This window comes from Chitinophaga parva, assembly GCF_003071345.1.
Lineage (GTDB): Bacteria > Bacteroidota > Bacteroidia > Chitinophagales > Chitinophagaceae > Chitinophaga > Chitinophaga parva.
Genome location: NZ_QCYK01000001.1, coordinates 674,164 through 693,215 on the forward strand (window position 1 = coordinate 674,164; position 19,052 = coordinate 693,215).

Annotated in this window: 18 protein-coding genes and 1 tRNA gene; 11 read left to right on the forward strand and 8 right to left on the reverse strand. The window is 53.1% G+C overall.

Annotated elements, in window-relative coordinates; all coding sequences use genetic code 11:
- Nucleotides 1-105: 105 nt before the first annotated feature.
- Nucleotides 106-179: transfer RNA gene (locus tag DCC81_RS02935), tRNA-Ile, on the reverse strand.
- An 83-nt stretch (nucleotides 180-262) separates the two neighbouring features.
- Here DCC81_RS02935 and DCC81_RS02940 point away from each other — a divergent pair.
- Entirely contained in the window at nucleotides 263-886 is a 624-nt protein-coding gene (locus DCC81_RS02940) for an HAD family hydrolase (protein ID WP_108685095.1), read from the forward strand.
- Between the two features lie 10 nt (nucleotides 887-896).
- Here DCC81_RS02940 and DCC81_RS02945 read toward each other — a convergent pair whose 3' ends face one another.
- The 3 genes from DCC81_RS02945 to DCC81_RS02955 all read right to left on the reverse strand — a co-directional run bounded on the left by DCC81_RS02945 (nucleotide 897) and on the right by DCC81_RS02955 (nucleotide 1,918).
- The gene (locus DCC81_RS02945; RefSeq protein ID WP_108685096.1) at nucleotides 897-1,169 is read right to left on the reverse strand and encodes a DUF4834 family protein; all 273 of its coding nucleotides are present in this window, start codon (nucleotides 1,167-1,169) and stop codon (nucleotides 897-899) included.
- 99 nt (nucleotides 1,170-1,268) lie between these two features.
- Complete coding sequence (locus DCC81_RS02950; protein ID WP_108685097.1) at nucleotides 1,269-1,622, reverse strand: TM2 domain-containing protein; 354 nt, start codon at nucleotides 1,620-1,622, stop codon at nucleotides 1,269-1,271.
- On the reverse strand, nucleotides 1,619-1,918 hold the full coding sequence (locus DCC81_RS02955) for a DUF2752 domain-containing protein (protein ID WP_108685098.1): 300 nt from the start codon (nucleotides 1,916-1,918) through the stop codon (nucleotides 1,619-1,621). The genes DCC81_RS02950 and DCC81_RS02955 overlap by 4 nt, the downstream gene beginning before the upstream one ends.
- A gap of 185 nt (nucleotides 1,919-2,103) precedes the next feature.
- On the opposite strand from DCC81_RS02955, the gene DCC81_RS02960 reads away from it, so the two are divergent.
- The 6 genes from DCC81_RS02960 (at nucleotide 2,104) to DCC81_RS02985 (ending at nucleotide 11,934) form a co-directional block, all read left to right on the forward strand.
- Nucleotides 2,104-2,568 (forward strand): LSm family protein, encoded by a 465-nt coding sequence (locus DCC81_RS02960; RefSeq protein WP_108685099.1) that lies wholly within the window; start codon nucleotides 2,104-2,106, stop codon nucleotides 2,566-2,568.
- A gap of 17 nt (nucleotides 2,569-2,585) precedes the next feature.
- The gene (gene nusA, locus DCC81_RS02965; RefSeq protein WP_108685100.1) at nucleotides 2,586-3,833 is read left to right on the forward strand and encodes a transcription termination factor NusA; all 1,248 of its coding nucleotides are present in this window, start codon (nucleotides 2,586-2,588) and stop codon (nucleotides 3,831-3,833) included.
- 114 nt (nucleotides 3,834-3,947) lie between these two features.
- Nucleotides 3,948-7,508, forward strand: coding sequence for a translation initiation factor IF-2 (infB, locus tag DCC81_RS02970; RefSeq protein ID WP_108685101.1), 3,561 nt, complete (start codon nucleotides 3,948-3,950; stop codon nucleotides 7,506-7,508).
- A gap of 162 nt (nucleotides 7,509-7,670) precedes the next feature.
- Entirely contained in the window at nucleotides 7,671-9,077 is a 1,407-nt protein-coding gene (locus DCC81_RS02975) for a peptidylprolyl isomerase (RefSeq protein WP_108685102.1), read from the forward strand.
- A 162-nt stretch (nucleotides 9,078-9,239) separates the two neighbouring features.
- Nucleotides 9,240-11,087, forward strand: a complete 1,848-nt coding sequence (locus tag DCC81_RS02980; RefSeq protein WP_108685103.1) for an amidophosphoribosyltransferase — start codon at nucleotides 9,240-9,242, stop codon at nucleotides 11,085-11,087.
- Nucleotides 11,088-11,436: 349 nt separating this feature from the next.
- Nucleotides 11,437-11,934 (forward strand): SixA phosphatase family protein, encoded by a 498-nt coding sequence (locus DCC81_RS02985; protein WP_108685104.1) that lies wholly within the window; start codon nucleotides 11,437-11,439, stop codon nucleotides 11,932-11,934.
- Nucleotides 11,935-12,117: 183 nt separating this feature from the next.
- Here DCC81_RS02985 and proC read toward each other — a convergent pair whose 3' ends face one another.
- From proC to dusB, 3 genes are all read right to left on the reverse strand, one after another.
- Nucleotides 12,118-12,915 carry a pyrroline-5-carboxylate reductase gene (gene proC / locus DCC81_RS02990; protein ID WP_108685105.1) on the reverse strand — a complete coding sequence of 266 codons (798 nt, stop codon included), beginning with the start codon at nucleotides 12,913-12,915 and terminating at the stop codon, nucleotides 12,118-12,120.
- Between the two features lie 254 nt (nucleotides 12,916-13,169).
- On the reverse strand, nucleotides 13,170-13,739 hold the full coding sequence (locus tag DCC81_RS02995) for an NUMOD4 domain-containing protein (RefSeq protein WP_108685106.1): 570 nt from the start codon (nucleotides 13,737-13,739) through the stop codon (nucleotides 13,170-13,172).
- A 47-nt stretch (nucleotides 13,740-13,786) separates the two neighbouring features.
- Nucleotides 13,787-14,854 carry a tRNA dihydrouridine synthase DusB gene (gene dusB, locus DCC81_RS03000; protein WP_108685107.1) on the reverse strand — a complete coding sequence of 356 codons (1,068 nt, stop codon included), beginning with the start codon at nucleotides 14,852-14,854 and terminating at the stop codon, nucleotides 13,787-13,789.
- Between the two features lie 91 nt (nucleotides 14,855-14,945).
- Between dusB and DCC81_RS03005 the strand changes: the two genes are divergently transcribed.
- The 3 genes from DCC81_RS03005 (at nucleotide 14,946) to DCC81_RS03015 (ending at nucleotide 17,527) form a co-directional block, all read left to right on the forward strand.
- Nucleotides 14,946-15,869, forward strand: a complete 924-nt coding sequence (locus tag DCC81_RS03005) for a CPBP family intramembrane glutamic endopeptidase (RefSeq protein WP_108685108.1) — start codon at nucleotides 14,946-14,948, stop codon at nucleotides 15,867-15,869.
- A 23-nt stretch (nucleotides 15,870-15,892) separates the two neighbouring features.
- The gene (locus tag DCC81_RS03010; RefSeq protein WP_240612876.1) at nucleotides 15,893-16,804 is read left to right on the forward strand and encodes a phosphatidate cytidylyltransferase; all 912 of its coding nucleotides are present in this window, start codon (nucleotides 15,893-15,895) and stop codon (nucleotides 16,802-16,804) included.
- Nucleotides 16,805-16,879: 75 nt separating this feature from the next.
- The gene (locus DCC81_RS03015; protein ID WP_108685109.1) at nucleotides 16,880-17,527 is read left to right on the forward strand and encodes a phosphatidylserine decarboxylase family protein; all 648 of its coding nucleotides are present in this window, start codon (nucleotides 16,880-16,882) and stop codon (nucleotides 17,525-17,527) included.
- Nucleotides 17,528-17,609: 82 nt separating this feature from the next.
- Here DCC81_RS03015 and DCC81_RS03020 read toward each other — a convergent pair whose 3' ends face one another.
- Nucleotides 17,610-18,305, reverse strand: coding sequence for a YjjG family noncanonical pyrimidine nucleotidase (locus DCC81_RS03020; protein ID WP_108685110.1), 696 nt, complete (start codon nucleotides 18,303-18,305; stop codon nucleotides 17,610-17,612).
- 45 nt (nucleotides 18,306-18,350) lie between these two features.
- Here DCC81_RS03020 and DCC81_RS03025 point away from each other — a divergent pair, with 45 nt between their 5' ends.
- Nucleotides 18,351-19,052, forward strand: coding sequence for an SDR family oxidoreductase (locus DCC81_RS03025; protein ID WP_108685111.1), 702 nt, complete (start codon nucleotides 18,351-18,353; stop codon nucleotides 19,050-19,052).

Here is a 19,052-nt window from a genome sequence, read left to right on the forward strand (position 1 = left end):
GGATAGACAATCTTATCAGGGAGCGGGAAAAATGGGCGGTGACGGGAAATGCGCGATTGCTGAAAATATAAAAAGCGCCGGCTAGAACCGGCGCTTTTTATAATGTGGTCCCACCTGGGCTTGAACCAGGGACCCTCTGATTATGAGTCAGATGCTCTAACCAACTGAGCTATAGGACCAGTCCCGTTTTACCGGGGAGCGCAAAAATAATTATTTTTCCCAATTCTCCACAACTTCACGGGTTTTTCTGTAAAATAGCCTCATGCAAGGCATCAAAAACATCATCTTCGATCTCGGTGGCATCATCCTCAACATCGACTACCAGCGTACCATCCAGGCTTTTCACGACCTGGGGTTCACCAACTTCCAAAACCTGTATTCCCAGTTCCAGATGGCCGACCTGTTCGACCAGTTTGAAACCGGGAAGGTTACGCCAGACCAGTTCCTGGATGCCCTCCAGGCGCAGGCACCGGAAAACGTGACCCGGGAGCAGTTAAAATCCGCCTGGAACGCGCTTCTGCTGGACTTTCCCCTGGCCCGCCTGCAGCTGTTGCAGCAATTGCGCAACCACTATAACCTCTACCTGCTCAGTAATACCAATGCCCTGCACCACGAGGCTTTCACGCAAAAACTACAGGAAACCCGCGGCCTGCCTTCACTGGGCTTGTTTTTCGACAAAGCCTATTTTTCCCATGAGATAGGCCTGCGCAAACCTTTTGCGGAAGCCTACCAGCTGGTGCTGGATGCACATGGCCTGCGGCCGGAAGAAACCTTGTTCATTGATGATTCCCTGCCCAATATCACCGGGGCGGAGGCGGTGGGTATACGCACCCTGCATTTGCCGGGGCCAAAGACGATCCTGGAAGTTTTCAGGCCGCAATCGTGAGCGGGTCTCCTTACTTTACTTCTTCAAAATCAATGTAATCTCCTTCAATGGGGCGTTTGGGCTGCCCGGCATTGGCTTGCTGCTGTTGCATGTTGTTATACATCTGCTGCTGCGCTTGTTGTTGCTGGCGTGCCTGTTCCTGCATGGCCTGCTGGAAGTCCTGCATCTGGCGGCGCACCTGGCGGGTGGTCCGGAACAGGGGCACCACGAAGTTGAATACAAACTTGTAAAGCAGATATCCTATGAAAACGATGAACAGATCCTTGAATAAACCTTCTAACATGTCCCAAAGGTATTGAAGATTGCCGGAACGTAAAGGCTAAACGGCTGGCATCCAGGGAGGCCAGCCGCTTTTTTAACAAATCTTTGACCCTCGCAGCGCCTAGCGGATGCCTACCAGGGTGGCCACTTCGATCGCTTCTTTCTTGTTGAACTCCCAAGCCAGCTTGCGGTAATTTACCAGGTCCACGATGGTGCCAATGAGGCACAGGCCCCCGGTGAAGAAATAGAGGATGCCCATGCCCACCTGTTTGAGCACAAAGCGGTGTATGCCGCTTACCCCTACAAAACCCAGGCAGGCCAGGATCAGGATCAGTTGCGGGTCCTGGCGGCGGCTGGAGTAAAGGGCGGCAAATTGCTGTACCATGTTGGGGGCTGCGTTGGCGGTCAGTTGCTCCAGCCACAGCAATTCTTCTGCCTCAATATTGGGAAGGCTTAAAAAGAGGGGATTGGTCATATACTTGGTTTGATGGTTTTAAGGGCAAGGGAGAAAGTGCGGTGCAGTAAGATCAGGAATGCCGGCCCGCCTAGTTTATGGCTGGCCCAGGACGCCCGGAAATCGCCATGCAGCAGATAACTCACGGATCTTCCCAGGCCGCAGCCGGGGCACCAGGATATTCCGAGCCAGCGCAGGGGGCATATGCTGGGATAGGGATGTGCGGGTGGCATCACCGCCAGCAGGATAAGGGCCAGTGGCCAGATGATCAGTTCCGGGTTTATTTGTCGCAAACGCTGTATGGTGGCGGGTTGCATGCGGGCGGTTGTGGTAAATATATTATATATAATTATATTATGACTTTAAAGGGCTGATCCGCGCGGAAATTTCTTCTTACAAGTTATAAGAAATACTTTTTGGATTGAAATAAAATCTTAATTTTGCGTAGTAATAATGAATCAATCGAAGGGGACGAGTTATTGTCCCCTTCTGCTTTTGCAACATGGCAAACGAACAGATGATAGAAAGCATCCGCTCACTGGCGGAGGGACTGCTGGCCGAAACCCCGGAGTTTTTCCTAGTGGAGGTCAAAATAAAGCCTACCAACAATATCAAGCTCTTTATAGACGGCGACCTGGGAGTGCCTATCGATAAGTTGATCAAATTCAACCGAGCCCTGTATCCATTATTGGAAACCTCCGGTCTTTTCCCGGCCGACGATTTCTCTCTGGAGGTGTCCAGTCCCGGTCTGGATGAGCCGTTAAAACTGCACCGTCAATACACCAAAAACATTGGTCGCAAAGTAGAAGTAACTTTCCTGGACGGTAGCGTTAAGGAAGGCAGCCTGCTGGCGGTACGGGAAGACCAGATCGATATCGAAGAGCTGGTGGGCAAGAAAAAGGAAAAGCATTTAGTTACGATACCATTTACTGAAATCAAGCACACCAAAGTGTGCATTGTGTTTTAATTCAATATAAAATAAACATGGCTAGTATTAATCTTATTGAGTCATTTGCCGAGTTCAAGGAGGCCGAGAACATTGACCGTCCTACCCTGATGAAGGTGCTGGAAGATGTGTTCAAGACACTGCTGCGCAAAAAATATGGCTCCGATGAGAACTTTGACGTGATTGTAAATACTGAGAAAGGTGACCTGGAGATCCTCCGCCGCCGCACTATCGTTACAGATGGTGAGGTGGAAGACGACAATGCCCAGATCGCCTATTCAGAAGCGATTAAAATTGAGCCGGACTACCAGATAGGTGAGGACCTGTACGAAGAAGTGGAGATCCAGGACTTCGGCCGCCGCGCCATCCTGGCTGCCAAGCAGACGCTGAGCGCCCGCATTGGCGACCTGAAAAAGAACATCCTGGTAAAGAAATATGCCGATAAAGAAGGGGAGATCATCACCGGTGAAGTGTACCAGGTGTGGAAAAAAGAAGTTTTATTGCTCGATGATGAAGGGAATGAATTAATATTGCCTAAAGCGGAGCAGATTCCCACCGATTACTTCAAAAAAGGCGAGAATATCAAAGCCGTGGTGAAAAAAGTGGAGCTGAGAAATAATGCTCCCCTGATCCTCCTCTCCCGCACCAGCCCGCTTTTCCTGGCAAAACTGCTGGAAATAGAAGTACCCGAGATCTTTGATGGCCTGATCGTGATCAAAAAGATTGTACGCGAGCCCGGCGAACGCGCCAAGGTAGCAGTAGAATCCTATGACGACCGTATAGATCCCGTAGGCGCCTGCGTAGGGATGAAAGGTAGCCGCATTCACGGCATTGTGCGTGAACTGCGCAATGAAAACATTGACATCATCAACTATACTGCAAATATTCAACTGCTTATTCAACGCGCCCTCACTCCGGCGCGCATCAGCCGCATGGATATTGACCAGGAACGCAAATATGCTTCTGTGTTCCTCATGCCGGACCAGGTATCACTGGCCATTGGCAAAAAGGGCGTGAACATTAAGCTGGCCTGCGAATTGACAGGATTCGAGATCGATGTGTTCCGTGAAGAAGAACAAGAACATTCCGAATTTGATATTGACCTGGAAGAGTTTTCCGACGAAATCGAAGAGTGGATCATCGATGAGCTCAAACGCATTGGTTGCGATACCGCCCGCAGCGTTCTGGAGCTCACCTCAGAGGAATTGGTTCGCCGTTCCGACCTGGAAGTAGAGACCGTAGAAGATGTGAGAAAGATTTTACAGGAAGAATTTGATAAAGAGTAAGTTGCACCCACTCCTTCCCGGGGGGCTTATTCAGCAGGGAAATATTTTTGAGTAATTGTTAAAAAGCCAAAGCTTCGCCGCCGCGCGAGGCATGGGGAGGGCACGATTTCAAGTATGTCTGAAACATCAAACAACACACCACGATTGCTGGCTGCTGCCAAGGAGTTCAATATTGGAAAGGATACCCTCATCGAGTACCTGTCCAATAAGGGCTATGATATGGGTGAATTCTCTTCGCCCAACGCCCGCCTGAACGCGCAGATGTACGCAGCACTGCAATCGGAGTTCCAGCAGGATAAGAATAATAAAAAGAAGAGCGACCAGATCGCTCTCCCTAAAGGAAGCGTGTTAGAAACAGCGAAGAAAAAGGAGAAGGAAGAAGCAGAAGTGCCGGCTAAAAAGCCTGTTGCCGCCGCTCCCGCTGCCCCTAAGGAGACACCCGCTCCTGTCCAGGAATTACCCAAGCAACCTGTAAAGCCTGAACCCGTAGTGAAGCCCGAGGCCGAAAAAGCCCCGCAAGCTCCCGCAAGCACCCCTGCTCCTGCTGCTAACACTACGCCGGCACCGGAAACCAAACCGGCCCCGGAAGTAAAACCCGCCGAACCCGTAGCCGCCGCTCCCAAGGAACAACCGGCTCCGCCCAAGGCACCCGAAGCGCCCGCCACACCGGCGCAGGAAGTCGTTAAAACAGAAAGCCCGAAAATAAACGGACCTAAAGTCATCGCTACCATCGACCTGGATGCGCTGAACCCGGCCAACCGCGCCAAAAAGCCGGCTGCCGATAAAGCCCCCAACCCGGTACCGGCAGCTCCAGCTAAGGAATCAACACCTGCACCGGCACCCGCCCCGCAGGAAGCCAAAGCCACAGACACGACGCCGAAAGAAACAATCAAGCCCGCTGCTGCCGCACCGGAAGCACCTGCTGCCATTGTTAAGCCAGAAGCGCCTAAACAAGAACAAACGGAACAAACAAAACCGGCACCCGTGCAAGCAACAACCGAAGCGCATCCGACTGTTGAAAAACAGGAAAAACCGGCCGCTCGAGAAAGTCAAACCGTAGTAGTAACCGCACCCGCCAGCACCACTACCCCGCCGCAGGAAGCTCCTGCTGCAACCGCCAGCAACAACACCAACACGACCACTCCGCCACCCGCCGCCGCAGAAAATGAAGGCCCGGCCGTGGTAGAGAACATCCAGGCAGACAGGCTCACCGGCCCCAAAGTGATCGGTAAGATCAACCTGCCCGTGGAAAGTGACCGTCGTGATAATAATAAGAATAACCGCGATGACAAGCGTAAACGCAAGCGCATCATCGTGGAGAAAAAGCCAGAGCCCATCCAGCCCCGCGAGTTTGGCGACCAGCAAAACCGCAACCAGGGCCAGGGTGGCCAGCATGGACAACATGGCCAGCAAGGTCATGGCGGCCAGCAAGGCAACCGTCCGCCCTTTAACCGCGACAACCGTGGCGGTCACCAGGGCCAGGGTGGTGGCCAGCAGGGCAACCGTCCCCCCTTCAACCGCGATCAGCAGGGCCAGGGTGGCCAGCAAGGCAGCCGTCCGCCCTTTAACCGCGACCAGCAGGGCCAGGGTGGTAACCGTACCAACACCGGCGGCCCCGGTGGTAACCGTGGCGGCAACCAGCAAGGTGGTGGCTACCGTGGTGGTAACAACCAGCAGGGTGGTAACCGTAACTTTGGTAACAACCGTCCCCACACCCCGTACAACCGTGGTGGCAGTACCGGCAACACCGGCGCCCCAGGTGCTCCGGACCGTGAGATCGATAAGAACGAGATCCAGAATAAGATCAAGGAAACCATGGCCAAACTGGGCGGTGGTGCCCGCGGCGGCCGCAGCCAGAAATCCAAACACCGTCGCGAAAAACGCCAGGAAATGGCGGACCAGCAGGCGAATGGAGACCAGAACAACAAGCTGCAGGTAACCGAGTTTATCTCCGTGAGCGAACTGGCCAACCTGATGGACGTGAGCTTCGCAGAAGTGATCTCCAAGTGTATGAGCCTGGGCATCATGGTATCCATCAACCAGCGTATAGACGCCGAAGTAATTGAACTGGTAGCCGGCGAATTTGGCTTCGAAGTGGAATTCATCGGTATGGATGACGCAGAGGAAATGGACGAAGAAGATGTACAGGATGCTCCGGAAGACCTCCAGCCCCGTGCACCGATCGTTACCATTATGGGTCACGTTGACCATGGTAAAACCTCGCTGCTCGACTACATCCGCAATACCAAAGTAACCGCCGGTGAGGCAGGGGGCATTACCCAGCACATTGGGGCCTACGAAGTAACCGTGGATGACGGCCGCCAGATCTGCTTCCTCGATACTCCCGGTCACGAAGCGTTTACCGCGATGCGTGCCCGCGGTGCCAAAGGTGCGGACATTGCCGTGATCGTGATCGCTGCAGATGACGCCATCATGCCCCAGACCCGTGAGGCCATCTCCCACGCCCAGGCGGCAAACGTGCCGATGATCTTTGCCATCAACAAGGTGGATAAAGACGGCGCAAATCCTGAAAAGATCAAAGAACAACTGGCCGGTATGAACCTGCTGGTGGAAGACTGGGGTGGTAAATACCAGAGCCAGGAGATCTCCGCCAAAACAGGTCTCAACATTGACCAGCTGCTCGAAAAAATACTGCTCGAAGCAGAACTGCTGGAACTGAAAGCCAATCCCAACCGGGAAGCTTCCGGTAGCATTATCGAAGCCTCCCTTGATAAGGGCCGTGGCTATGTGAGCACCATCCTGGTACAGAATGGTACCCTGAGACAGGGCGACACCATCGTATCCGGTGCCTACTACGGTAAGATCAAGGCCATGACCAATGAAAAAGGGCAGCGCCGCAATACTGCCGGTCCGTCTACCCCGGTACAGGTACTGGGCCTGAACGGTGCCCCGCAGGCAGGTGAAAAATTCCGTGTGTACGCTGACGAAGCCGAAGCCAAGGAAGTGGCCAACCGCCGCTCCCAGCTGGAGCGCGAACAGGTGATCCGCACCAAGAAACACATCACCCTCGACGAAATTGGCCGTCGCCTGGCACTGGGTAACTTTAAACAACTGAACCTGATCATCAAGGGTGACTTTGATGGTTCTGTAGAAGCGCTGAGCGACTCCCTGCAGAAACTGAGCACCGAAGAGATCGTGGTAAGCATCGTGCACAAGGCCGTAGGCCAGATCACCGAATCAGACGTTCTGCTGGCTACTGCGTCAGACGCCGTTATCCTGGGCTTCCAGGTGCGCCCGTCCTCACAGGCCGCCCGTCTGGCAGAGAAAGAAAACATCGAGATCCGCAACTACTCCATCATTTACGATGCGATCGAAGAGATCAAGAGCGCCATGGAAGGTATGCTTGAACCCAAGATCGAACGCAAGGTGGTGGCACATGTGGAAGTGCGTGAAACCTACCGCTTCGACAAGGTTACCGTGGCAGGTTGCTTTGTGCTGGATGGCAAGATCTCCCGCAACACCCGCATCACCGTGGTACGCGATGGCATCGTAGTACATACCGGCGAACTGGGCTCCCTGAAACGTTACAAAGACGATGTAAAAGAAGTGGTATCCAACATGGAATGCGGCTTGAGCATCCGTAACTACAGTGACATCCAGGTAGGGGATATCGTGGAAGGCTTTGAAGAAGTAGAAGTAAAACGTACTCTCTAATAACCGTACTGAGCCGGAAGGAGCGCTTATGCAGACCTGTGCACACAGGCCTGACCCGCGTTGCTTCCGGCTTTTTGTTGCCTAAACTTTTGTTAAATCCTCGGCGGGGTTCATACCAGCAGTGGCTTTAATGGTTACTTTTGAAATTCACGCAATTATTATATGAAGAAACTGCTGACTTTATCTGTAGGTGCGCTGCTTTGCTGGAATGCCGGCATGGCCCAGCAAAAACTGGTTGCAGATAAGATTGTGGCCATCGTTGGCGACAAGATCGTGCTGAAATCGGAGATAGACGGGGAGCTAATGAACCAGGAAAGGGACCAGCAGAAACCCCTGCCCGCAGAAGCCGGTTGTAATATCATGGAACAGATCGTGGCCCAGAAGATCCTGGTGCTGCAGGCGGAGCGCGACTCCCTGCCCGTGAGCGACAATGATGTGGATGGTGAGATCGATAACCGTATCCGCTACTTCCAGAACCTGTACGGCAGCCAGGAAAAAATGAAGCAGGTAACCGGTTATTCCATTTACCAGCTGCGTGAGCGCTTCCGCGAGCCGATCCGCGATGGGCTGCTGGCCAAGGCCATGCGTGAAAAGATCGTGAACGCCGTGAAAGTAACCCCGTCTGAAGTGAAAACCTTCTTTGACGGTATTCCCAAAGACAGCCTGCCCTTCTTTGAATCTGAGCTGGAGATCGGTACCCTGGTGGTGCTGCCCAAGGCATCTTACGAAATGGAGAAGTACGCTACTGATAGATTGCTGGACTATAAACACCGCGTAGAAGCCAAACAGGCCTCCTTCTCTACCCTGGCCACCCTCTACTCTGAGGACCCCAGCGTAAAGGAAAATGAAGGCGTGATGGTGCTGAACCGCAACGACAAGAACATGTGGGACCCGGACTTCATGGCCCAGGCTTTCCGCCTCAAGGAAGGAGAGATCAGTAACCCGTTCAAATCGCAGTTTGGTTACCACATCATCCTCTGCCTGAACCGCCAGGGTGATAACGTGCGTGTACAGCACATCCTGGTAAAACCGGCCATCACAAACAGTGACATTGCCGCTGCCACTAAAAAGGTGGACTCCATCCGCGCTAATATCATTGCCGGTAAATACAACTTCTCCGAAGCCGTGTCTGAGTACTCCGACGCACAGATGGCGAAGTTTGATAACGGGATGCGCCAGAATAAAGTGAACGGCAGTACCCTCATCACCGTTGACCAGCTGGACGATCCGTCTGACCGCAGCATCGTGATGATGCTGGACTCCCTGAAACCGGGCGAAGTGTCCCAACCGGAACGCTTCACTGATGAACAGGGCCGCACCGCGGTACGCCTGGTGTACCTGAAAACACGCACCAAGCCACACCGCATGAACCTGGACGACGACTATTCCCGCATCATGAACCAGGCGCTGGAGCGCAAGAAAGCAATGGCCCTCAACAGGTGGCTGCGGGAGAAAGTGCCCACGTACTATGTGCACGTAGATGATGAATACCGCCAGTGCCCGAACATCTCCCAATGGCTGGCCCAGGAGAGCAGCACTACGGTAACTAATTCAACCGCGAGAAAATAAATAACACGCTGAAAAATAGGAAAGAGCTTCCCGGAAGGGAGGCTCTTTTTTTGTGGCAAGGCACAAATAGCCCCACTCTATCCCCCTATTGCCATTTCCAATTGGCAATTTTTGGGTTTTGCCCTTAATTCACCGTACCTTTGCGCCTTCAATATTCAGGGTATGAGCGATGCGATAAAGCATGAATGCGGTTTGGCCTACATCCGGCTGAGAAAACCATTCTCTTATTACCAACAGCAGTATGGCACTGTGTTCTACGGCCTTAACAAGTTGTACCTCCTCATGGAGAAGCAACATAACCGCGGCCAGGACGGTGCAGGATTTGCCACGGTAAAACTGAACACAGAGCCCGGGGTGCCCTTTATGCACCGCATCCGCAGCAGCCAGCCCCAGCCCATCGCCGACATCTTTGGCAAAGTGCGGGAAGAGATCGCTGACATTGAAAAATACCAACCGGAAATCATCAAGTACCCCGGCCTCATGAAAGGCCACGTTCGCTTCCTCGGCGAATTGCTCCTGGGCCACCTGCGCTACGCTACCCAGGGTAAAAACAACGTAGAACTCTGCCACCCTTTTGTCCGTCATAATATTGTTCCTGCGCGCAACCTGGCGCTGGCAGGCAACTTTAACCTGGTGAACGTACAGGAGCTCTTCAAATTTGCAGAGAAATTCCCCGAAGGGGCCCACCGGAATTCCGACCTGGCAGCCATGCTGGAAGTAATTGCCCATTTCCTCAATAAAGAAGACGAAACCCGGCAGAATGGCCTGGATGTGAAGCACATCCTGAAGCAGGCCTTCACCATGTTTGACGGTGGCTTCCACGTAAGTGGCCTCATTGGTACCGGCGATTCCTTTGTGATCCGCGATGCGCACGGCATCCGTCCTTCTTACTACTACATTAATGAGGATGTGATCGTGGCCGCTTCCGAGCGTGCCGCCATCCGTACCGCCTTTAACGTGGGTGAGAACGAGGTACACGAACTGATGCCCGGGCACGCCCTCATTGTAAATCCGGCCGGTGAATACGAGATCACCCGCATCCTGGAGCCGAAAGAGCGCCGTGCATGCAGCTTTGAGCGCATCTACTTCAGCCGCGGCAACGATGAAAAGATCTACAAGGAGCGCCTGCAGCTGGGCTATAACCTGGCGGAAAAGGTGCTGGGCGATATTGACAACGACCTGAAAAATACCATCTTCTCCTTCATCCCCAACACGGCCGAAGTAGCCTTCTACGGGATGATCAAAGGGCTGGAAGACTACCTGAATAAGATCAAGATAGAGCGCATCCTTAGCTGGGGCAAAGATTATGATGCCGAAAAGCTGAGCGAGATGGTGAACCGCCGCGTGCGTATAGACAAGATCGCGATCAAGGACGTGAAAATGCGCACGTTCATTGCGGAAGACAGTGGCCGCAATGAAATGGTGCAGCACGTGTATGACATTACATATGGCACCGTGAAACCCGGTGTGGATACGCTGGTAGTGATAGACGACTCTATTGTGCGGGGCACCACCCTGCGGGAAAGCATCATTAAAATGCTGGACCGCCTGGGACCTAAACGCATCATCGTAGTGTCCAGCGCGCCCCAGATCCGCTACCCGGACTGCTATGGCATAGACATGAGCAAAATGGGCGATTTCGTGGCCTTTAGCGCGGCTATTGAACTACTGAAGGAAACCGGCAGGGAACACGTCCTGCAAGAGGCCTACGGCCTTTGCAAGGAGCTGGAACGTACCAATACCCTGCATGCGCAGAACGTGGTGCGCAACATTTATAAACCGTTCACCACCGAAGAGATCTCCGCCAAGATTGCCCAGATCATCACCCCCAGGGATATCAACGCCAAGGTGGACGTGATCTACCAGAGCATTGAAAGCCTGCACCAGGCCTGCCCCAGCAACCTGGGCGACTGGTACTTCACGGGTAACTACCCTACCCCCGGCGGCAACCGCGTCGTAAATAAGGCCTTCATGAACTTCATGGAAGGCAGCAACGAAAGAGGATACTAAGAGAAATTAGTAATGACCGTGCCGTGGGTTAAGTTACCCATGAACCGTATGCGGGTAAAAAATATAGACCGCTGCTGAAAGGCAGCGGTTTTTTTATGCGCGGGGGCGCGAAAGTGGGATGGAAGAAATGGGGAAAGTATTGAACGTCAACGGGTGATCCCATAGGATTGCCAAAACGGCGGATGCATTATTACCAAAGGCATCCGGCCATAACGGCTACCGCGGCAGGAAGGCACACCAGCGTATTAATTAATCCTTAAATAAAACCGGGGTTTGCGGCCATGTTGTCAGAAGAAGTTAACTTCCTGTAGAATTAATTCTTAAATTAGGACAACCATTGTTTTCGGTTATGAAAACGTTACTGCTCATCCGTCATGCAAAGTCCAGCTGGAACGATCCGGACATGGACGATTTTGACCGGCCCCTGAACAAGCGGGGAAAGGCAAACGCACCGGAGATGGCTTCCCGCCTGCTACAGCGGGGAGTAACGCCCGAGCTGCTCATTGCCAGTCCGGCCAAGCGGGCTAAAAGCACGGCCAAGATCATGGCCCGGGAGTGGAATTATCCCCGGCAGGCCATCCTTTTCGAGGAGGAGCTTTATCTCTGTTATGCTTCCACTTTCCTGAAAGTGATCACCCGCATCGACAATGATTTTGATGCAGTGGCCATCTTTGCCCACAACCCCGGCATTACGGATTTCGCTAACTACCTTACCGAAGAGATCCGGGTAGACAATGTCCCTACTGCCGGCGTGTTTGCGGTGGAAGCGGACACCGACTCCTGGGAAGCCTTTGATAAATCACCCAAGCGGTTCCTTTTTTTTGATTATCCGCGGAATGAGGACTAAGATAAAATTGTCTTAGGTACCAGGTCTTAAGTCTTAGGTACCGGTTAACCTTACAACAAATTTTACTTACCTGTTTATGGCCATTGTATTACCCTTTGAAGGCATGCCCTGCAATAGGGGGCATTACCAATGCGTTGAAAAGTACCTGGTACTTAAGACCTGGCACCTAAGGCCAAAATTCCTTTACCCCTTTACAATCTTATCATAAGAAGCCGTTATCCCTTTGATCAGGGAGGAGCTGAAGCCCTGGTGCTCCATCTCGTTAAGACCTGCGATGGTGCAGCCTTTGGGGGTGGTTACCTTGTCTATTTCGGCTTCGGGATGGCTGTTGTTGCGGATGATAAGCTCTGCGGCGCCTTTGGCGGTTTGTGCGGCAATCAGGTTGGCCGTGCGTACATCAAAGCCTATTTCAATGCCGCCCTGGATGTTAGCGCGGATAAAGCGCAGGGCATAGGCAATGCCGCAGGCGCCGAGTACGGTGGCTGCATCCATGAGTTTTTCATCAATGCTTACGGCTACGCCCACAGTGTTAAACAGGCTGGTCACCCATTCCACCTGCGCAGGGCTGGCGTTCTTCTGGCAGATGCAGGTCATGGACTCCTGGATGGCGATAGCGGTATTAGGCATGGCGCGGAATACGTGGGAGCCCACGCCCACAATGGCTTCCAGCTCGTCTATGAACACACCCGTTACCACGCTGATGATGAGCTGGCGGGGATTAAAGGAGGCCTTGAACGCAGCGAGGATCTCCCGCACGTTGTAAGGCTTCAATGCCACCAGCACTACATCTGCACCGGCAATGGCGGCGGCATTGTCTGACGTGACCTGCACGCCCTGTGCCTGCAAACCGGCCAGGGTAGCGGTATTGCGCTTGGTAATGGTGATATCTGCGGGTTGGGAAAAGCCGCTTTTGAGCAGGCCTTGTGCAATGGCGGTACCCAGGTTGCCGCCACCTATGATGGCTATTTTCTGATAAGACATTGTTGATAAAGATTGTGGAGTCAGAAAGATAGTGAGAAATATAGAAAGCTAATAATGTGGCCTTGCGGGCAAAGGGTATGAGAGCGGCAGACACCTGGCAGTGGTTGCGATCCGCGCAGGGCACGGTGAACAGCCGTAGTTGTGAAGATGCCAGGAAAGGCCTGTGGCAGGAACACCGCAAACGCAGGATGGTCATGCTTTTTGAAGGCATGACCATCGTGAATGATATTTTATGGCAGGGAAGATGTGGGTACTTAATCCAGGGTTACATGTGCCCAGTTCTCTCCGCTTTTAATGCGGTACAATTGCATTTCACTGATATCAAACTGCTCGGCAATCTGTTTCATGGTCTTTTTACCGGGCTTATTGAGGATGCGTTTAATATTCTTAACCTTGCTGGCATTCAGCTTCAGGCCTTTGAGGCGGTGGCGCTGGCGTTCTTTATAGGCCAGTTTCGCGGGGCTGCTCTGCTGGTGGGCTTCCATTTCTTCCTTGGTGGCCCAGCGCAGGTTAGCGGCTTTATTGTTCTTTTTATCGTGGTCTTCGTGGATCACATACTTGGCACTGCGGCCGCCTTTTTCGCAAAAGAGGCGGGCTACTTCACGGTGCAGGTATAGCGACTGGTAGCTGTCTGCCGGTTTTACATTCAGCACGGTGTAGCCTTCCACGGTACTTCCCGTTAATAATTTGCCATCCTCAATGCTTTCCGAGTAGCTGATCACGCGGCCCATGTTGGAAACGGCGTATCGCTTGCGGAGCGCGCTCTTGTTCTTGATCTGCAGATCTTTCCAGACTTCGTTCTTCAGCATTTTTAGTGAGGTCATGAGACAGAAAATTTAGGGAAATGAAGTGTATTGGAGGATTATTTCGTTCATCCGTACACGTTACACCCGCTTGCTTCAGCGCCGGATGGAAGCACGTCCTCTATGGAGGGCAATATGGCCGCCCGTTCAAAAACGTGGTTTTTGTAGTGATGTACCACTTCATCCAGGATGGTTTCAATGCTGGCCTGGTCTGCTGCGGTGACCAGCCGGGCGCGGAAGTCCTTGATGTGGGGTAGTCCCTTGAGGTAATTGGTATAATGCCTGCGCATTTCCAACACCCCAACTATATTGCCTTTCCAGGCTACGGATTTTTGCAGGTGTTCCTTGCACACGGCCACCCTTTCTTCAACAGTTGGTGGAGGCAAATGTTCGCCGGTGGCCATAAAATGCTTGATCTCTCGGAAGATCCACGGGTAGCCGATGGCGGCTCTTCCTATCATCACACCGTCTACCCCATACCGTGCGCGGGCAGCTACTGCCTGTTCAGGGGTGGTGATATCGCCGTTACCGAAAATCGGGATATGTATACGTGGATTGTTCTTTACTTTTCCGATAAGGGTCCAGTCTGCGGCGCCTTTGTACATCTGGGTGCGGGTGCGCCCGTGAATGGTGAGGGCCTGTATGCCTACATCCTGCAGGCGTTCGGCCACTTCTTCAATGTTCTTGGTGTCATCGTCCCAGCCCAGGCGGGTCTTCACGGTTACCGGCAGCCTGGTGGCCTTTACCACGGCGGCGGTGAGCTTTACCATCTTGGGAATGTCCTTGAGAATACCGGCGCCGGCGCCTTTGCAGGTCACCTTTTTCACCGGGCAGCCAAAGTTAATGTCCAGCAGGTCCGGGTTTACGGCCTCCACGATCTGGGCGGCCATGGCCAGGGGCTCTTCATCACCTCCGAATATTTGTATGCCCACCGGGCGCTCGTATTCAAAAATATCCAGCTTGGCGCGGCTCTTGATCGCATCGCGGATAAGGCCTTCTGAGCTGATAAACTCGGAATACATCAGATCTGCCCCGTTAGCCTTGCACACCGCGCGGAAGGGAGGATCGCTCACGTCTTCCATGGGCGCCAGTAATAAAGGAAATGATCCCAGCTCTATTTGTCCAATCTTCACCATAATTGTTTTGTACAGGGTGCCTTGTGTAAACGACCTTGTGTAGCCGATTATTCGATGTAAATTTACGCCAAATTTAACACAGTAACGCTTTATGGCTGCTTACCTGAAACGATTATCGCCCGGCGCACAGCTGGCATTTTTAGTGCTGCTCTTCGTTGCTGCCTTCTTTGTGTTTTCCATCGCTACCACTGCATTCCTGGCCGTTACCACTCATATGGACCTTTCTGCCCTCCAGCATAATATGGCAGATCATCCTAACCTGGCCGGCTATATGAAATTAGCACAATTTGGCTATACAATCATCGTTTTTCTACTGCCCCCCGTGGTACTTTCTGTGCTGGTGGAAACCCGGCCCATGGCGGCCCTGGGCCTTACCGGGCGCATAAACGGGCGGCAGCTGGGCTGGTCCGTCGTGGCCCTGGTGGTCATCATCCCCCTGGTAGGATGGACCGCGGAGTGGAATGAAACGTGGAAGGTGCCAGCCGTGTTCCGCGAGATGGATAAACAGGCAGCCACCCTTACAAAGCTGTTCCTGGCGGGCCACAGCATCTGGGACCTGCTGGTGAATATTGTGCTGATAGCCGTGGTACCGGCCATCGGGGAAGAGCTGTTTTTCCGCGCAGGCATGCAACGCCTGCTGGCAAAAGTGATGGGCCGGCAGTGGCTGGCCGTGCTGGTGGCCAGCATCGTCTTCAGCCTGGTGCACGGGGAAATACTGGGATTTGTGCCCCGCGTGGTGCTGGGTGGTTTACTCGGGGCTATATTTGCGATCACCGGCCGCCTGTGGCTATCTATTATCATACACATGGTGAATAACGGCGTACAGGTGGTGGCTTTTTATCTTTTTGCCCATGGGGCCATTAAAGCAGATCCATCGCAAAATGATCATGTGGCATGGTATGCCGCCCTGCTCAGCCTGGGCCTTACCGTGATCGCCTTTTCACTTTTGCAGCGCGCCACCCCGCCCAAACCCGTGGCGGAAGCCACCGCGGAAGAGATTGATTCCATTGGCTGATCTTATTTTTAAACCACTTGCTTTTGAAAACATTTATTACACGCACGCTGACCGCTTTGGTATTTGTAGCCGTAATGCTGGCTGGCATCCTATGGAATGAAATTTCCTTTATCCTGCTGTTTGCCATCATCAGCACCGGGGCCCTGGTGGAGTATTTCCGGCTGGTGCGCAAGATGGACAACGGGTATGATAAAGACTCCGGCTGGCAATACATTGGCGCGCTCTGTGCAAACATTGCCATCATCGTGATGTTCATTGGCGGTGGCGTGTGGACCCGCAGCCTGCAAGGCAGCGGTACCCTGCTGCCTGTTCATGCCATTGGTGTGCTGCTGAGTATCCTGTTCCTGATGGTGCTGCCCCTGGGCGATATCATCATCAGCCAGCACATTGATATGAAGAACCTGCGCTTTACGCTGCTGGGGCTTTTGTACATCAGCCTCCCGTTTTCCCTGCTGATCTGGATCCGCACGCATACGGGCTCCACGCCCACCCATACAGATCCCGCGGTACATGCCCCGGGCTGGCTGATCCCGCTGCTGCTCATCATCTTCATCTGGATCAATGACACCATGGCTTACATTGTAGGCTCGTTGATAGGCCGTACCCCTTTTTCCAAGATCTCCCCTAAAAAGACGCTGGAAGGTACCCTGGGCGGCATGATCCTGGCCGTGGCCGCAGCGGGGGTGTATGGATATTTCTGGGGATACCAGTGGCTGGCCTTCCTGCACTGGCTGGTGCTGGCCGGTATAGCGGCGGTGGCCGGTACGTATGGCGACCTGCTGGAGTCCAAGCTGAAACGCCTGGCCGGGGTAAAAGATTCCGGCAGCATTATGCCGGGCCACGGCGGTTTCCTGGACCGCTTTGATTCCTTACTGCTGGCGGCCCCGTTCGCCTGGGTATATGTTTATTTTTTTCTGCATAATTTCGCGGTGTAAAATCTTACCAGTCCTTGTGCAGCGGCGGCTGCCACCGGGCCTTAAAACTGCTTTTTAAAAACAACTGTATCAAACATGAAAATCCATCGTGAAGGATTTGCTTCGATTGCCCTTACCTTTCTTGTGCTGGCACTGATCAATGCCGCTGTGTTTTACTGGAGCAGCCCCGTAGCCGGCTATTGGGTGCTGGCGGTATCTGTGATCCTTTTTCTTTTTATTGTTTCTTTCTTTCGCGTACCCCGGCGGGAGCACACCTTTGGTACCACCCAGGTAATAGCACCGGCCGATGGCAAAGTGGTGGTAATTGAAGAAACGTACGAACCGGAATATTTTAAAGATAAACGCCTGCAGGTGTCTATTTTCATGAGCCCTGCCAATGTGCATGTGAACCGTAACCCCATCAGCGGTGAAGTAAAACTTTCCCAATACCACGCGGGTAAATACCTGGTGGCCTGGCACCCTAAATCTTCTACGGAAAATGAACGCCACACCGTGGTGATAGAGCAGAATGGCAACGCCATCCTGGTGCGCCAGATTGCAGGAGCCCTGGCCCGCCGCATTGTAAACTACCTCAAGGCCGGCGACCAGGTAACGCAGAACGAAGAGATGGGCTTCATTAAATTCGGCTCCCGTGTGGACATTTACCTGCCGGTGGGCACCAAGGTAGATGTAACGATCAACCAGCTGGTACGCGGCGGACAAACGATTATAGCCAACATCTAACCATAGGATTTTTACAAAAGCAAAAAGGCAAACGGTTGTAAAACGGTTTGCCTTTTTTCATGCCCTGTATTGCGCGCAGCGCCTACAAAATATTCTCGATCTCCTGCAAATGCCGGATGGTGTAAGTAGGCGTAATGCCGGTTGCCGGTACGGCCGGGTTAAAATAGATCTGATCCATGCCCACCTGCTGTGCGCCCAGGATATCCACTTCCAGGGTATCGCCGATCATTATGCTTTCTGTGGCGGTGGCGCTGCTTTTCTGCAAGGCAAAATCAAAGATGTCTTTATGCGGTTTCAGGCTGCCGGCGGCTTCTGAGGTGATGATGTTAGTGAAGTAGTGGAAAATGTTTGCATTGCGCAGCTTCATCAATTGCGTATCTTCAAACCCGTTCGTGATCAGGTGCAGCACATATTTTTTTTGCAGCAGGTATTCCAGGATCTCGATGGTGTAGGGAAAGAGCACTGTTTTGGTAGGCAGTATTTCCAGGAACTGGTCGCTGAATGCCATGGTCAGCTTTTCGTCGGCAATTTTATATTCGAGGAAGGTGAGCCAGAAACGCTTGCTGCGCAGTTCTTTCCGGGTCATGAACCCTTTGCGGAAGCGATCCCACAGCTTATCATTGTGCACGATGTAGCGGGCCAGGAAATCTTCAAAATCAGCAATGCCCCTTTGGCTAAGCTGGTGGGTGTGATAGAGCTCCAGCAAGGTTTCACGGGCATTGGCCTCAAAGTCCCACAGGGTGTGGTCCAGGTCGAAAAAGATATGTTTGTACGGCATGCGCAAAGGTAGGCAATCCATTTTTAAAACAAACGCAACAACGATATGAACGCAGTAGTAACGGGCGCCAGCAAAGGTATTGGGCGCGCAGTGGCCATCAGGCTGGCAAAGGAGGGATGTAATGTAGCCATCTGTGCACGTGGCGAAGGCCCGCTGCAGGCCACCGCCGCAGAAGTACAGGCGGCCAATCCCAATGTGAAGGTGCTGGCGCTGCCCGTGGATATGGCGGATAAGACGGCGGTGCTGCAATTTGGTAAAGCCGTGCAGGCTGCTTTCGGCACTATTGACCTGCTGGTAAACAATGCCGGGATCTTCATCCCCGGCGCCCTGCAAAACGAGGCAGACGGGCACCTGGAACAGCTGATGGCCACCAATGTGTATAGTGCCTACCACCTTACCCGCAGCCTGCTGCCGGGTATGATAGCGCAGCGCCGGGGGCATATCTTTAACCTCTGTTCCAGCGCCAGTCATAACGCTTACCCTAACGGCGGCGCTTACGGTATCACCAAGTTTGCCCTGCTGGGCTTTTCCAAAAACCTGCGGGAGGAGCTGAAAACGGCCAACGTGAAAGTGACCGCCATCAGTCCCGGGCCTACGCTCACGGCCTCCTGGGATGGTTTTGACGCACCAGCCGGCCGCATGATGGAGCCGGAAGATGTGGCCAGCGTGTTGTGGACGGCCTTTACCCTGGCCCCGCAAACGGTGATAGAGGATATTATCATGCAACCCATGCTGGGGCCCATTTAA